This is a genomic window from Nitrincola sp. A-D6, assembly GCF_000764495.1.
In the GTDB taxonomy this organism is placed as follows: domain Bacteria; phylum Pseudomonadota; class Gammaproteobacteria; order Pseudomonadales; family Balneatricaceae; genus Nitrincola.
On sequence record NZ_JRLB01000027.1, the window covers coordinates 1 to 13,664 of the forward strand.

Here is a 13,664-nt window from a genome sequence, read left to right on the forward strand (position 1 = left end):
GCACACATAGGGAAACCGCTTTAACTTATCTTGCCGTTGCGTTGTGGAAGAGCCTGATCAGGCGAATAAGTGGCAGGGTGGCGGCCAGCAAAACCCCTCCAATGGCCATCGCCACGCCACTTAACCACCAGGCCGGTTGCAGGGTTAAACTGCCACTTAGGTCCGCACCGTAAAGGCCGCGCAAGCTGGCCGCCAGGTCGGGTAACAGCAGACTGGCAATCAGATACCCTGCGATTAAGCCGGGCAGCGCGGACAAAACCCCCAGTAACAACAGTTCGGCCAGTAGCCACCCCAATAGTTGACGTTGGCTGACACCGCAGCTGTGCAGAATCCGGCGCAGTGGGCGGCGCTGCTCAAACGCCAGATTGATGCAGGAATAGACAATTAACAGTCCCACCACGAACGCCAGCAGGCTCAGCGCGGTCAGATTGAGGTGAAAGCTGTCCGTCAGCCGGGCCAGATCGGCTTCATCTTCGGCTGTGATTAACTTCAGGATAGGCTGATGGCTATTGGGCAGTGGGCCAGATGGATCGGCTGTCAGCAATAATCGAGAGAGCCTACCGGGCTGTGCCAGTAACTGCTGCGCCAGATAAATATCGGTAATCACCTCTGCATCTGTCAGCTCCGGGCTGACCTGCAAATCCGGTAAGTCACCGGTTTGTGCTGACATAAACAGCTGAGCAACCTGGGGGATTCCCATAGGTGTTCCAGACTATCTGCCGTTGATTGGGAAACCAGGAGTTGCCTTGGCGGCGTTAAAAAGCGACTCAAATCAAAATTGCCGGGCAGGCTGTGGGAAGACTGAACATTAGAAAATGTCAGTGTTAAGGGATCCAGGCCAATAATGCGTAGATTCTGACTAGCGGGGAGTTCCAGTGTGCCCTCCAGTAGCGGTGTAACTTTCCAGCCCATACGCCGCAGGTCAATATAATGCTGTTCAGAAAAATTGCCTCCGGTACGGCTGATAAGTTGCGTCTGAGCAAGGTTGTTAAAACGCTCGGCTGCCTGGTCGTAGCTGCTACGTGCCTGGTCGTTAAGTGCCTGTACGCCGCTCCAAAGCGCCGTGGCTGCAATCAGCCCGCAAGCCAGCATCAATAGCTGTAAGGGATGTCGACGCCAATGACTGAGCAGCGCATGCAGAACCCAGCCTTGAGTAAAGCGCGTAACCGTCATTGCAGTTGACCGTTATGCAGTGTCAGACGGCGATCGAGCAGGTCCGCCAGGCGAGCGCTGTGGGTAACCATCAACAAACTGGCTTCGGTGTCCCTGACCAGTTCCAGAAACAGTTGCATCACCGCATCACCGGTACGTTCATCCAGACTGCCAGTGGCTCATCAGCCAGAATAAGATCAGGTTTTACTGCCAGAGCACGGCCAATGGCGACACGTTGTTGCTGTCCGCCGGAAAGCTGATGGGGGTAACGGTCTGTTAGCTTATCGAGCTCCAGGCGCCGAATCAGTGTCTGTTGCCAGGTCAGATCATGGTTGCCAGCGATACGCGCCTGAAAGGCTAGGTTATCCTGTACATTAAGACTGGGTATCAGATTGAGTTGTTGAAACACTATGCCCAGATGCTGGCGCCGGAACACTGCTCTTTGATGGTCGTTCATCTGCAGTAATTGTTGCTCGCCAAGTTGTATACTCCCGGCATCAGCCTGCTCCAGTCCAGCCAGCAGTTGCAGCAGAGTGGACTTACCACAGCCGGACTCTCCCATCAGTGCTAAACTTTTACCCTGAAGCAGGGTCAAATTCAGGTTGGAAAACACCTGTAGAGCCCCCTGAGGGGTGCTGTAGGTTTTACATAATCCGGTAGCTGTCAGCATAGCGACGTCCATTTAATTATTTCCCGATGCTACGGGGTTTTGATTGGGAAAGCTGTGGTAAAAGTATACAATTCTTTCTTTTACGTAGACCAAGTGCAAGAGGAGCTTTATGGCGGATAATCATGGACTGAAATGGCTGTTGGGATTGGCAGGTGTCATAGTGATTCTGGCCGGACTCAAAGCTGCTGAGGCTATCGTCATTCCGATTATGCTGGCTCTCTTCGTTGCTATTATTAGCACGCCATTTTTGCGCGCCTTAACGCGCCGTGGTGTTCCTTCGTATATGGCTGTTCTGATTGTACTTTCAGTATTGATCATTTTTGGTGGTGCGCTGGGATGATTGTCAGTCAGTCGATTGACTCGTTTCTTACGCGCATGCCGCAGTATCAGACACGCATGCAGACCTTGATTGTAGACTGGTTGCCCTATCTGGAGCGTTGGGATATTCCGGTTAACCGGGATATGGTGATGAATCACTTCAATCCATCCCAGATAATGGGGCTGGTAGGTACTACGCTGTCTGGTATTGGGTCTTTGTTGACCAATCTGTTTCTGGTGGTCTTTATTGTGATTTTTATTCTGCTGGAAGAGGCGGGTTTTGGCGATAAAGTGAAGGCGGCACTGCCCAATGCGGAAAAGTCCATCCGTGATGCCCAGGGTTTTATGAAACAGGTTAACCAGTATCTGATGATTAAAACCACTATCAGTTTTATTACCGGTGTGCTGGTGACTTTATGGCTCTGGTGGCTGGACGTTGATTTCCCGGTATTGTGGGGATTGATTGCCATGTTAATGAACTATATCCCTAATGTGGGTTCATTGATTGCGGCCGTACCTGCTGTGCTGCTTGCACTGGTGCAGTTAGGTGTGACAGACGCCATGTTGGTTGTTGCCGGTTATGTATTAGTGAATGTAGTGATGGGTAATCTGATTGAGCCTCGCTTTATGGGGCGAGGATTGGGTTTGTCTCCCTTGGTTGTATTTCTTTCTTTGATTCTTTGGGGCTGGTTGTTCGGTCCGGTGGGTATGTTCTTATCCATTCCTCTGACGATGATTGTCAAAATTGCGCTTGAGCAGAATCATGGCACCCGCTGGGTGGCTATCTTACTGGGCAATGAAGTTCCAGATACCTCAAAATAACCGCGTTATTCAAGATATAGATCTATTATGCTAAGCACAGCTCGTACCCTGTTATCCCTATATGCCAGCTATGGTTTGCTGGTTTTGGCTAATGCACTTTTCACCACATTGACCAGCTTGCGTGCCGATCTGGAAGGCTTTACCGTACAAACGATAGGCCTGATCATGGCCGGTTATTTTCTGGGGATGTTTCTGGGTGCCCGTTACACTTCTAAAGTGATACAGCGTGGTGGGCATATTCGCGCCTTTGCTGCATTCGCTTCATTCATGTCTTTGTCTCCCCTGATGCATGCCCTGTTTATCGATCCCTGGGTCTGGTGGGTATTACGCCTGATTGATGGTTTCTGTCTGGCAGGCTTGTTTATCATCACCGAAAGCTGGCTGAATGCACGTTCGGATAATAAGACGCGTGGCAGCATCATGGCGATCTATATGGTGGTTAACTACCTGGCATCAGGCTGGGGCAGTTGTTTCTGCTGTTTGCATCGCCGGACTCCTTTGAGGCCTTTGCTGTGGCATCAATCTGTTTTTCACTGTCCTTGCTGCCGTTGATGATGACTCGAACAGAGGCACCCATACCGCATCCGGTAACCGGCTTTACCGTTAAGCCTTTGCTTAAGGTGGCGCCAGCGGGATTTTATGGTTCCGTCTGTGCAGGCTCTGTCAATGCGGCCTTTTTTGCTATGGCGCCGATCTATGCGCAGACGCTCAATTACTCTGTCCAGGAAATTTCCCTGTTCATGATGGCGGGGTCTTCTCTGGTCTGGTGCTTCAGGTGCCCTTAGGTAAGCTTTCAGACCGTATTGAACGGCGTAAGGTATTAGCGGGCGTGTGTTTTGGTGCATTGGTATTCAGTTTACTGATGGTGCTACAAAGCTTCTTTCAACTGCCGTTCTACTGGCTGTTGATCAATGTGTTCTGCTATGGCTCTTTAGTGTTTGTTATCTACCCCTGTCAGCGGCGCATGTGAATGACTGGAGTGAACCAGATCAACTGATGCAAACCTCTTCAGGTCTGATGATAGGCTATGGTAGCGGGGCCATTTTTGGACCCATGCTAAGCTCTTCACTGATGTCCTGGATAGGGCCTGCCGCTTTGTTTGCTTATATTGCCCTTAATCTGCTGGTGATGATGTTCTACGCAATTTACCAGTCCAAAGTGGCCGGTCTGCAGCGCGAGAAAATGGAGTTTGTACTTCAGCCTTCAATACAGTTCCCGACCGACGAGCTGTATACCGCTGCACAGGATGATCTGACGCCGGTGCCAGAAGAACTCTACCAAACGGAAGAGCCTGTAGAAGGTGAGTCCGTTACTGGTAAAGCCGATGCAGATGAAACATCTGATAGTGTTACCGGCGAGGACAACTTTGAGGATGCGGCGGTTGTGGAGGAGCCTGTTGCACCTGCCTTGGCCTCTGATGATATGGCGGCTGATGGCAGTGCAACAGTCGCTGCTGAAACGCAGGATGCAGAAGATGAGCCGATTACTACCGAATCGCTCATTGAAGCCTGGGAGCAGGAGCAGCTCAGTGAAGCCGGTTTAGTACCTGAGAGTGATGAGCAGATGCTGGTTCAGGAATCCAAACCAGCACCTTCTAAGGATTAACGGTAATCTTCAACCGGTATGCAGGCGCAGAAGAGGTTGCGGTCACCGTAAACGTTATCGATCCGGTTGACGCTCGGCCAGATTTTTGCCTCTTTCAGCACTCGGCGGGGAAGGCTCCCTGCTCACGGCTGTAAGCACGCTCCCAGTTTGCATCCATCAGGTCAGCCTGAGTATGCGGTGCATGGCGTAGCGGGCTTTGTTCTGCTGTCAGCTCACCGGCTTCAACGGCGGCTATTTCCTGGCGTATCTGAATCATCGCATCGATGAATCGGTCGAGCTCAGCTTTGGGTTCAGATTCGGTTGGCTCGATCATCAGCGTGCCTGGAACCGGGAAGGACATAGTAGGGGCATGGAAGCCAAAGTCCATCAAACGCTTGGCAACGTCTTCTTCGGTAATGCCAGTGCGCTCTTTCAAAGGGCGCAGATCGATAATGCACTCATGTGCTACACGACCATTGCGCCCGGTATAGAGTACCGGGAAGTGTTCGTTTAGGCGCTGGGCGATGTAGTTGCACTGAGAATGGCCACTTCAGTTGCCTGGCGCAGGCCGGTGCCACCCATCAGGCTGATATACACCCAACTGATCGACAGGATGCTGGCACTGCCCCAGGGAGCGGCAGATACAGCGGTGTTTTTGCGGTTGTCATTGTTGACTGACACCACTGGGTGGTTGGCCAAATGCGGGATCAGGTGGGCTTTCACACCTATCGGACCCATACCCGGACCACCGCCGCCATGTGGAATACAAAAGGTTTTATGCAGGTTCATGTGCGAGACATCGGCACCTATGTCAGCGGGTTTGCTGATGCACACCTGCGCATTCAGGTTGGCGCCATCCATATACACCTGGCCACCACAGTCATGCACGATGGCACAGATCTCTTTGATCTCTTCTTCGAATACCCCGTGCGTGGAGGGTAGGTGATCATCAGTGCGGCCAGGTCGTTTTTGTGCTCCAGTGCTTTGCTGCGCAGATCTTCGACATCCACGTTACCCTGAGCATCGCAATCGACCAGCACCACTTGCATATCCACCATTGCCGCTGAAGCCGGGTTGGTACCGTGAGCTGAGGTCGGGATCAGGCAGACGTTACGGTGCCCTTCGTCCTTGGCACGCAGGTAATTACGGATTGCCATCAGCCCGGCATACTCGCCCTGAGCACCGGAGTTGGGTTGCATGCAGATGGCATCAAAGCCGGTAATCGCGCGTAGCATCAGATCCAGTTCATCGATCATCTGCTGATAGCCCAGCGCCTGCTCACGCGGAGCGAAGGGGTGCATATTGGCTAATTCAGGCCAGGTCACCGGCAGCATTTCGGCGGTGGCGTTGAGTTTCATGGTGCAAGAGCCAGCGCAATCATGCTGTGGGTTAGAGAAATGTCCTTGTTTTCCAGTTTTTTCAGGTACCGCAACATCTCAGTTTCACTGTGGTGGGTGTTAAATACTGGATGGGTCAGGATTTCGTTATCCCGTAGCAGTGAAGCAGGTAGTGATTCGGAGCCTTTCTGTACCAGTTCAAGGTCAAGGGCTTCGCTATCAAGTTGATGTGTTTCGCCCAAAATCGCTTTCCACAGGGTCAATATCTCTTCTCGGGTGGTACGCTCATCACAAGTAATGCCCAACTGTGTATCACCGACCTTGCGCAGGTTAATACCCAGCTCGGAAGCACGTTCATAGACTGTATCACGCGAAAAGCCCAATTCCAGCGTCAGGGTATCAAACCAATGGTGGTTGACCAGTTGAACGCCTTTAGCGGTAAGGCCTGCCGCCAGAATATTGGTCAGACGATGAATACGTGAGGCGATAATTCTGAGCCCTTCAGGTCCGTGATATACGGCATAAAAAGCCGCCATATTGGCCAGTAGTGCCTGGGCAGTACAGATGTTGGACATGGCTTTTTCGCGGCGAATATGCTGCTCACGCGTTTGCATTGCCATGCGCAGTGCCGGTTTACCACGACTATCAACCGATACGCCGATGATACGACCGGGTACGGAGCGTTTGAAAGCATCACGGGTGGCAAAGTAGGCCGCCGATGGGCCGCCGTAACCCATGGGCACGCCAAAACGTTGAGATGAACCGAATACTACATCGGCCCCCAGATCACCGGGTGATTTCAGCAGCACCAGCGCCATAATATCAGCGGCGGTGCAGAACAGCGCTTTTTGCTCATGGGCCTTGGCAATTAAAGCCTGATAGTCTTTAACATTGCCCAGTGTATCCGGGTACTGCACTACAACACCAAAATAGTCATGCAGCTCCATCAGGCTGGCAACATCGCCTACGACTACCTCAATGCCCAATGGCTCGGCGCGAGTCTGAATAACGCTGATATTTTGCGGGTGCATATGCTCATCAACGATAAAGACATTGGCTTTTTTCGCCTTGGACATACGCTTGCACAGGGTCATGGCTTCAGCTGCTGCTGTGGCTTCATCCAGCAGTGAGGCATTCGCCAGCTCAAGCCCGGTCAGGTCCATAATCATCTGTTGAAAAGTTAACAAACCTTCCAGACGGCCCTGCGAAATCTCCGGCTGGTAGGGGGTGTAAGCGGTATACCAGCCCGGATTTTCCAGCACGTTACGGAGGATGACATTAGGGGTGATGGCATCGGTAAAGCCCATGCCGATCATGGAGCGCTGTACAATGTTCTGGCTCATGATGGCCTTTAGCCGCTCCAGTGTTTCGGCTTCGGTGCGCGGGCTGTCCAGTTGTTCCGGAATATCACAGCGAATGGAGGCAGGCACTGTACGCTGAATCATATCTTCGAGTGTCTGAAATCCAGTGGCTGTGAGCATAGCCTGCTGCTCTTCAATGGAGGGGCCGATATGGCGTTCAATAAAGGCATCATGATGTTCAAGGGTGTGTAGCGAAAGTGACTGTGGGCACATTACTAATGAATCCTGAATGGGTGTTGGCTTGCTCGCTCACCTGGGTGGGAAAGACTTATTCGGGGACAACGCCCCCTGAAACTGAAAAATTTAGCTGCTAATGTTAACCGTTTTTGCGCTAAAAGTGGGCAAAAAAATGGTCGTAGGGTTGGGTAATCCAGTTTTGGCCGTTAGGTGGCCTTGGGCTAATGGGCCGTATCTGTCTGACACGCCGTGAACCCATCCCTGGGGGCTCCCGTGCGCCTTCCATGGCGCACAGGGTCAGCCAAATCCGATCCCATCAGCCCCACCAATCTGGGTGCCTGCTTAAAGTCGGTTTCAAATCGGTATTTGTACAAAATCCCCGCCATGCTGAGAGTCTGGATCTTAACTATGTGCTCTATGCCATGACTATGGTGTCTGTCCTGCTCAGCTTGATATTTGAGCTGGCAGAGGACTGTGGGCGGGGTGGTGGTATCACTTTGATGTGACCGTCTGCNGTCAGAGCGGCAGCCGAGCGGTCATGGATGACGAAAAGCGCGTCACACCAAAGCGATACCACCATCCAGCATGGCACTGATCTAAACCATGAGTCACACCGAACCGATGCCCCCAACATGGCACTAAAGGGTACTGACCCCTTTTAAAAGAAAAACCCGGTGCACTAGGCGACCGGGCTATAAAGGGGGGAACGCTGTTACAATCAGGCAGCGGCTTCGTCTTCCACTGAGGAGCGGATCAGATAATCAAACGCACCTAACGCCGCTGCAGAGCCATTGCCCATGGCAATAATAATCTGTTTATAAGGCACATTGGTTACATCACCGGCGGCAAACACACCGGGAAGATGCGTTTCTCCGTGTGAATTGACTTCGATTTCACCAAAACGTGTCAATTGCAGATCATCTTTCAACCAGTCGGTATTCGGTACCAGACCGATCTGTACAAAGATACCCGCCACATCCACATCGTACATCTGTCCATCGTTACGGTCTTTATAGGTTAAACCGATCACTTTCTTGCCATCACCACGCACTTGCGTCGTTTGTGCCATCTTAATGATGGTGATATTGGCCATGGAGGCTGCTTTTTTCTGCAACACCGCGTCAGCACGCAGGGTGTCGCCAAATTCCAGCACGGTGACATGTTCAACAATACCGGCCAGGTCGATAGCTGCTTCAATACCGGAGTTACCGCCACCAATAACCGCGACACGTTTGCCTTTAAACAACGGACCGTCACAGTGTGGGCAATAGGCTACGCCTTTACCACGGTATTCCTGCTCACCCGGTACGTTCATTTCACGCCAGCGCGCACCCGTAGCCAGAATGACCGACTTGCTTTTCAGCGTGGCACCATTTTCAAGGTCGATTTCAACCAGCTTTTCCCGGCGCAGTTTGCGCGCACGCTGATTGTCCATAATGTCGACTTCATACTCTTTAACATGCTGCTCAAGACTGGCAACCAGTTTCGGGCCCTCGGTGTAGTTAACCGAGATAAAGTTTTCAATGCCTACGGTGTCCATCACCTGTCCACCGAAACGCTCGGCAACCAGACCTGTACGTATGCCTTTGCGTGCCGCATAGATCGCTGCCGCTGCGCCGGCGGGTCCACCACCGACAATCAGTACATCGTAAGGCTCTTTTTCGTTCAGGCTGGCGGCTTCACGTTTGTCTGCACCTGAATCGACTTTGTTCAAAATCTCTTTCAGTGTCATACGCCCCTGACCAAACGGCTTGCCATTTAGCAGCACGGTTGGAACGGCCATGATTTCCCGCTCAGCCACTTCATCCTGAAACAAGGCACCATCAATCATCACACTGGTGACGTTCGGATTCAGCACCGCCATCAGGTTCAGTGCCTGCACCACATCCGGGCAGTTCTGGCAGGAAAGTGAAATATAGGTTTCAAAATGAAACTCACCTTCCAGACTTTTGGCCTGCTCAATCAAAGCGGCTTCCGCTTTGGAAGGGTAACCACCGGACTGCAACAGAGCCAGTACCAGCGAGGTAAATTCATGCCCCATGGGTATTCCGGCAAAGCGCACGCGTGGAACTTCTCCAACCGGTGCAATCGCCATACTCGGGGTTCTTTCACTGCCATCGGTCAGTTGCTTGAGGCTGATTTTATTACTCAGCTCAGCGATTTCCTGACACAATCCAAGCAGCTCTTTAGATTTGGCACTATCGTCAGTGGACACAGTAATCTCAATTGGATTAACGATATTCTGCAGATAAGTGTCCAGTTGTTTCTTAAGATTCGCATCCAACATGAGACCGTCCTTTAACAATAAGGAAATTAAATTCGGAGGGTATAGAGCCGGCCCAGGTACTGGACCGGCTGAGTCAACAGATCAGGGTTTAGATCTTGCCAACGAGGTCCAGAGAAGGTGACAGCGTTTCTTCACCTGGCTGCCAGGAAGCTGGGCAAACTTCACCATCATGCTCAGCAACGTACTGAGCGGCCTGAATTTTACGTACCAGCTCTTTAGCTGAACGACCAATACCCAGGTCGTGAATCTCGGCTACTTTGATTTCGCCTTCAGGATTGATCACGAAGGTACCACGCAGAGCCAGACCATCTTCTTCGATCATCACGTCAAAATTACGTGAAATCACACCCGTTGGGTCAGCAACCATGGGGAAGTGAATTTTTTTGATGGTGTCAGACGCATCGTGCCATGCTTTGTGGGTAAAGTGTGTATCAGTTGATACAGAGTAAACTTCAACGCCCATTTCCTGCAGTTTCGGATAGAAATCTGCCAGATCACCCAGCTCAGTCGGGCATACAAAGGTGAAATCAGCTGGGTAGAAGAATACGACTGACCACTTGCCTTTCAGGTCAGCATCAGATACCTGAACGAACTCACCCTTGTGGTAAGCCGTAGCGTGGAAAGGTTTAACTCCAGTGTTAATCAGTGACATTTTGTTCTCCTGTTAAGGTTATCGTTATTCAACGAAACCATAATAGGAAAATTTTTAGGCTTTGGGAAATTAATATATATTAACTGATCGATTGATTTTATTTATCAGGATGCAGGTACAACCCGGTCAACCATCAATTGCAAACTAACCTGGCCACGAAACTCATTGCGAGAAAGACGATAAACCAGGTGTACCTGCTGAACCGATTCATCCGGCCAAAGCTCTGTATCCACATTAAATGCAATCGCATCCACCGCCAACGAGCCACCTACTGGCATCACTACCAGTTTCAGATGTCGATAACCAACAATACGTTGCTGTAATACCCGAAACTCACCATCAAAAACCGGCTCAGGAAACTGGTGTCCCCAAGGACCGGCATCCTGCAGCAGGGCGGCTAGCTCCAGAGTCAAATCCACCTCTGACAGTGCACCATCCGTCAATAGAATACGCTGAAGATCCTGGGGCAACAAACGCGCCTTGACCTCCTGATCAAAGGCCTGACGAAACGCCTCCAGATCCTGCTGCGCCAGGGATAAACCGGCTGCCATGGCATGCCCACCAAACTTTCGTAGCAACCCTGGATGACGCGCAGCAATCGCATCCAGTCCATCGCGAATATGGAAGCCGGGGATAGAGCGCGCCGATCCTTTAATCTCATCCCCCTCTCCCGGAGCAAACGCAATAACCGGACGGTGCAGGCGCTCCTTAATACGTGAAGCCAGGATACCCACGACTCCCTGATGCCAACCCGGATCAAACAGACAGACGCCCCAGGCATCTCGGACTCACTCAACGGCAGATCTGCCAGTATATTCAATGCCTGCTGCTGCATCTCACGCTCGATACTGCGGCGCTCAACATTCAGATCATTGAGCATCTGTGCAAATTCTTGTGCCTGTTGTGGATCATCGCACAGCAAGCACTCAATACCGATCGACATATCTTCAAGACGTCCGGCTGCATTCAGCCGCGGCGCGATAGCAAAACCCAGATCAGCCGCCATTAACTGCTCACGGCGGCGCCCGGCCACCTCCAGCAGCGCCAAAATGCCGGGGCGTGCCTGTCCGGCACGGATACGTAACAGGCCTTGATGCACCAGGGTGCGATTATTGTGCTCCAGGGCGACAACATCAGCTACAGTGCCCAAGGCTACCAAGTCCAGCAAGCTGGCAAGATTCGGTGCCTGAATAGCCTGCTGCTCAAAATAACCCTGCTGTAACAAGGCTCGGCGCAAGGCAATCATGACATAAAAAATCACCCCGACACCGCAGGTCGACTTGGCCATAAACTCGCAACCCGTCTGATTCGGGTTAACGATGGCACAGGCAGCCGGAAGCTGGTCTCCGGGCAGGTGATGATCGGTAATGATGACATCCAGTCCTAGTTGGCGTGCCCGCTCAACCCCTTCCACACTGGAAATACCGTTATCGACTGTGACGATCAATTGCGGTTGCTGCCCGGCCGCCACCTCGACTATCTCCGGGCTCAGGCCATAGCCAAATTCGAAACGGTTGGGCACCAGATAGCTGACCCGCTGGGCACCCATCATTTGCAGTGCCAGCATTGCCAACGCGGTACTGGTAGCACCATCACAATCAAAGTCACCGACAATCAATATCGATTCCTGCTTTTGCAAAGCGCTGATCAGGCGAGCCACGGCCGCCTCCATCCCTTTCATCCGACTGTCCGGTAACAACTCACGCAGATTACGTCCAATTTGAGTTGGATCGGTAATGCCCCGTGCCGCATACACCCGAGCCAGAACAGGGTGAAGGCTATCCAGGGCAATAGTGGAGTCAATGGCAGAAGTACGGCGTTGTATCAAGGCAGAAGACATAGGGAAGGAAGCGCCAGTCAGAACAACAAGGACACCCGGTCCACAGACAGGGTGTCCACAGGAATCAATCGCGATGTACGTGCGATGCAATATACGCATGCACTTCAGCAATGGATTTGGGCAACACGGTGAAGCGCTCTTCACGCTGCATCAGGTCACTGAGACGCGCCGGCAGCTGAGGTGCTTCCAGACCGGCTTTGACCACAGGCTCAGGGAACTTCACCGGATGTGCAGTTGCCAGCGTAATCATCGGCACACTACGATCTTTCCAGCACTCACGTGCCGCTTTGAGACCTATGGCAGTATGCGGATCGAGCAGGTAGCCGGTTTCAGCCTGCACCTGACGGATCACCTCACAGGTGGTATTGTCATCAACGGCATAACTGTCGAACAAGGCGCGCACACTTTCCCAGCGCGCCGGTTCCAGCTGTACGGCTTCAGTTTTGAAGCGTTGCATCAGATCCGCCACCGCGCCGCCATCACGCCCATAGACATCAAATAGCAGACGTTCAAAATTTGACGACACCATAATATCCATCGAAGGCGACAAGGTATGTTCCAGGGTGCCTTTGGACATATCATTGCCGGAAATCACCCGGTGCAGAATGTCATTGCGATTGGTCGCAACAACCAGTTGCTGAATCGGCAAGCCCATCTGCTTGGCCAGATAACCGGCGAAAATATCACCGAAATTACCCGTTGGCACAGAGAAGGAAACCGGACGGTGTGGTCCACCGACTGCCAGCGAAGCTGAGAAGTAGTAAACAATCTGAGCCATGATGCGCGCCCAGTTGATTGAGTTCACCGCACCCAGCTTCATGCCTTTAAGGAAACTCTGATCCGCAAAGCTGTCTTTAACCATCTCCTGGCAATCATCAAAATTACCTTCCAGGGCGATGTTAAACACATTATCAGCCAAAATACTGGTCATCTGGCGACGCTGCACCTCAGACACCCGGTTGTAAGGGTGCATGATAAAGATATCCAGGTGTTTACTGTGACGACAGCCTTCTATCGCTGCCGAACCTGTATCACCCGAGGTAGCCCCCATGATTACCAAACGCTCGCCACGTTCGGCGAGCACATGATCCATCAAGCGTCCCAACAGCTGCAGAGCGAAATCTTTAAAAGCCAGAGTGGGGCCGTGGAAGAGTTCCAGTATCCACTCATTCTGTTCCAGTTGGACCAGTGGCGCTACGCCAGTGTGATCAAATACGGCATAGGTTTCATCAACCATCCGTTTCAGATCGGCATCACTGATACAACCCTCAACAAACGGCTGAATCACCTTGAACGCCAAGTCTGCGTATGAAAGCCCTGACCAGGAAGCAATTTCAGCCTGACTGAATACAGGCAGTTGCTCCGGCACATACAGACCGCCGTCTTCGGCCAGGCCCGCAAGTAACACATCAGAAAAGCTCAGCGAAGGGGCTTTTCCACGCGTAGAGATATACTTCATTACCT

15 protein-coding genes and 3 pseudogenes are annotated in these 13,664 nt (G+C 52.0%); 7 read left to right on the top strand and 11 right to left on the bottom strand.

The window, feature by feature from the left end; translation table 11 throughout:
• Positions 1 to 25: 25 nt before the first annotated feature.
• From LH51_RS18835 to LH51_RS05280, 4 genes are read right to left on the bottom strand one after another with little or no spacing between them, the layout of a single operon-like run.
• Positions 26 to 670, bottom strand: a complete 645-nt coding sequence (locus tag LH51_RS18835; RefSeq protein WP_052063468.1) for an FtsX-like permease family protein — start codon at positions 668 to 670, stop codon at positions 26 to 28.
• Complete coding sequence (locus LH51_RS18840; RefSeq protein WP_052063469.1) at positions 619 to 1,173, bottom strand: hypothetical protein; 555 nt, start codon at positions 1,171 to 1,173, stop codon at positions 619 to 621. Before LH51_RS18840 ends, LH51_RS18835 begins: the two co-directional genes overlap by 52 nt.
• Positions 1,170 to 1,292, bottom strand: coding sequence for a hypothetical protein (locus LH51_RS24055; RefSeq protein ID WP_327124330.1), 123 nt, complete (start codon positions 1,290 to 1,292; stop codon positions 1,170 to 1,172). Before LH51_RS24055 ends, LH51_RS18840 begins: the two co-directional genes overlap by 4 nt.
• Positions 1,292 to 1,822, bottom strand: a complete 531-nt coding sequence (locus LH51_RS05280) for an ABC transporter ATP-binding protein (RefSeq protein WP_327124331.1) — start codon at positions 1,820 to 1,822, stop codon at positions 1,292 to 1,294. The genes LH51_RS24055 and LH51_RS05280 overlap by 1 nt, the downstream gene beginning before the upstream one ends.
• 109 nt (positions 1,823 to 1,931) lie before the next feature.
• Here LH51_RS05280 and LH51_RS22210 point away from each other — a divergent pair, with 109 nt between their 5' ends.
• The 6 genes from LH51_RS22210 to LH51_RS05305 are packed head-to-tail and all read left to right on the top strand — an operon-like array spanning position 1,932 to position 4,567.
• Positions 1,932 to 2,162, top strand: a complete 231-nt coding sequence (locus LH51_RS22210) for a hypothetical protein (RefSeq protein ID WP_235263536.1) — start codon at positions 1,932 to 1,934, stop codon at positions 2,160 to 2,162.
• On the top strand, positions 2,159 to 2,962 hold the full coding sequence (locus tag LH51_RS05285; protein WP_235263537.1) for an AI-2E family transporter: 804 nt from the start codon (positions 2,159 to 2,161) through the stop codon (positions 2,960 to 2,962). The genes LH51_RS22210 and LH51_RS05285 overlap by 4 nt, the downstream gene beginning before the upstream one ends.
• Positions 2,963 to 2,989: 27 nt before the next feature.
• The gene (locus LH51_RS05290; protein WP_036520495.1) at positions 2,990 to 3,514 is read left to right on the top strand and encodes an MFS transporter; all 525 of its coding nucleotides are present in this window, start codon (positions 2,990 to 2,992) and stop codon (positions 3,512 to 3,514) included.
• Positions 3,514 to 3,747: an MFS transporter gene (locus LH51_RS05295; protein WP_144244185.1), complete on the top strand. Its 234-nt coding sequence runs from the start codon at positions 3,514 to 3,516 to the stop codon at positions 3,745 to 3,747. Before LH51_RS05290 ends, LH51_RS05295 begins: the two co-directional genes overlap by 1 nt.
• The gene (locus LH51_RS22215; protein WP_036520501.1) at positions 3,738 to 3,932 is read left to right on the top strand and encodes a hypothetical protein; all 195 of its coding nucleotides are present in this window, start codon (positions 3,738 to 3,740) and stop codon (positions 3,930 to 3,932) included. The genes LH51_RS05295 and LH51_RS22215 overlap by 10 nt, the downstream gene beginning before the upstream one ends.
• Before the next feature lie 26 nt (positions 3,933 to 3,958).
• Positions 3,959 to 4,567 (top strand): hypothetical protein, encoded by a 609-nt coding sequence (locus LH51_RS05305; protein ID WP_327124333.1) that lies wholly within the window; start codon positions 3,959 to 3,961, stop codon positions 4,565 to 4,567.
• Here the strand turns inward: LH51_RS05305 and gcvP are convergent.
• A pseudogene (gene gcvP, locus LH51_RS05310) lies at positions 4,564 to 7,457 on the bottom strand (aminomethyl-transferring glycine dehydrogenase). The gene LH51_RS05305 and the pseudogene gcvP overlap by 4 nt on opposite strands.
• A gap of 188 nt (positions 7,458 to 7,645) precedes the next feature.
• On the opposite strand from gcvP, the gene LH51_RS05315 reads away from it, so the two are divergent.
• Complete coding sequence (locus LH51_RS05315) at positions 7,646 to 7,927, top strand: hypothetical protein (RefSeq protein WP_036520507.1); 282 nt, start codon at positions 7,646 to 7,648, stop codon at positions 7,925 to 7,927.
• Positions 7,928 to 8,139: 212 nt separating this feature from the next.
• On the opposite strand, the gene ahpF is transcribed toward LH51_RS05315, so the two are convergent.
• The 6 genes and pseudogenes from ahpF to thrC form a co-directional block, all read right to left on the bottom strand.
• A complete protein-coding gene (ahpF, locus tag LH51_RS05320; protein ID WP_036520508.1) occupies positions 8,140 to 9,708 on the bottom strand; it encodes an alkyl hydroperoxide reductase subunit F in 1,569 nt (522 codons plus the stop codon).
• An 88-nt stretch (positions 9,709 to 9,796) separates the two neighbouring features.
• Positions 9,797 to 10,360 carry an alkyl hydroperoxide reductase subunit C gene (gene ahpC, locus LH51_RS05325; protein ID WP_036520510.1) on the bottom strand — a complete coding sequence of 188 codons (564 nt, stop codon included), beginning with the start codon at positions 10,358 to 10,360 and terminating at the stop codon, positions 9,797 to 9,799.
• Positions 10,361 to 10,464: 104 nt separating this feature from the next.
• On the bottom strand, positions 10,465 to 10,830 hold the full coding sequence (locus tag LH51_RS24060) for a hypothetical protein (protein WP_327124351.1): 366 nt from the start codon (positions 10,828 to 10,830) through the stop codon (positions 10,465 to 10,467).
• Between the two features lie 69 nt (positions 10,831 to 10,899).
• Positions 10,900 to 11,094, bottom strand: a pseudogene (locus LH51_RS24065) (DHHA1 domain-containing protein); the annotation flags it as partial.
• A gap of 467 nt (positions 11,095 to 11,561) precedes the next feature.
• A pseudogene (locus LH51_RS24070) lies at positions 11,562 to 12,299 on the bottom strand (single-stranded-DNA-specific exonuclease RecJ); the annotation flags it as partial.
• A complete protein-coding gene (thrC, locus tag LH51_RS05335; protein ID WP_036520512.1) occupies positions 12,265 to 13,659 on the bottom strand; it encodes a threonine synthase in 1,395 nt (464 codons plus the stop codon). The pseudogene LH51_RS24070 and the gene thrC, both read right to left, overlap by 35 nt.
• Positions 13,660 to 13,664 lie beyond the last annotated feature (5 nt).

Excerpts from the sequence above, each read along its gene's own strand:
- LH51_RS18835 (WP_052063468.1), bottom strand. The coding sequence starts at position 670 with ATGTCAGCACAAACCGGTGACTTACCGGATTTGCAGGTCAGCCCGGAG.
- LH51_RS18840 (WP_052063469.1), bottom strand. The coding sequence starts at position 1,173 with ATGACGGTTACGCGCTTTACTCAAGGCTGGGTTCTGCATGCGCTGCTC.
- LH51_RS24055 (WP_327124330.1), bottom strand. The coding sequence starts at position 1,292 with ATGCAACTGTTTCTGGAACTGGTCAGGGACACCGAAGCCAGTTTGTTG.
- LH51_RS05280 (WP_327124331.1), bottom strand. The coding sequence starts at position 1,822 with ATGCTGACAGCTACCGGATTATGTAAAACCTACAGCACCCCTCAGGGG.
- LH51_RS22210 (WP_235263536.1), top strand. The coding sequence starts at position 1,932 with ATGGCGGATAATCATGGACTGAAATGGCTGTTGGGATTGGCAGGTGTC.
- LH51_RS05285 (WP_235263537.1), top strand. The coding sequence starts at position 2,159 with ATGATTGTCAGTCAGTCGATTGACTCGTTTCTTACGCGCATGCCGCAG.
- LH51_RS05290 (WP_036520495.1), top strand. The coding sequence starts at position 2,990 with ATGCTAAGCACAGCTCGTACCCTGTTATCCCTATATGCCAGCTATGGT.
- LH51_RS05295 (WP_144244185.1), top strand. The coding sequence starts at position 3,514 with ATGATGACTCGAACAGAGGCACCCATACCGCATCCGGTAACCGGCTTT.
- LH51_RS05305 (WP_327124333.1), top strand. The coding sequence starts at position 3,959 with ATGCAAACCTCTTCAGGTCTGATGATAGGCTATGGTAGCGGGGCCATT.
- LH51_RS05315 (WP_036520507.1), top strand. The coding sequence starts at position 7,646 with ATGGGCCGTATCTGTCTGACACGCCGTGAACCCATCCCTGGGGGCTCC.
- ahpF (WP_036520508.1), bottom strand. The coding sequence starts at position 9,708 with ATGTTGGATGCGAATCTTAAGAAACAACTGGACACTTATCTGCAGAAT.
- ahpC (WP_036520510.1), bottom strand. The coding sequence starts at position 10,360 with ATGTCACTGATTAACACTGGAGTTAAACCTTTCCACGCTACGGCTTAC.
- thrC (WP_036520512.1), bottom strand. The coding sequence starts at position 13,659 with ATGAAGTATATCTCTACGCGTGGAAAAGCCCCTTCGCTGAGCTTTTCT.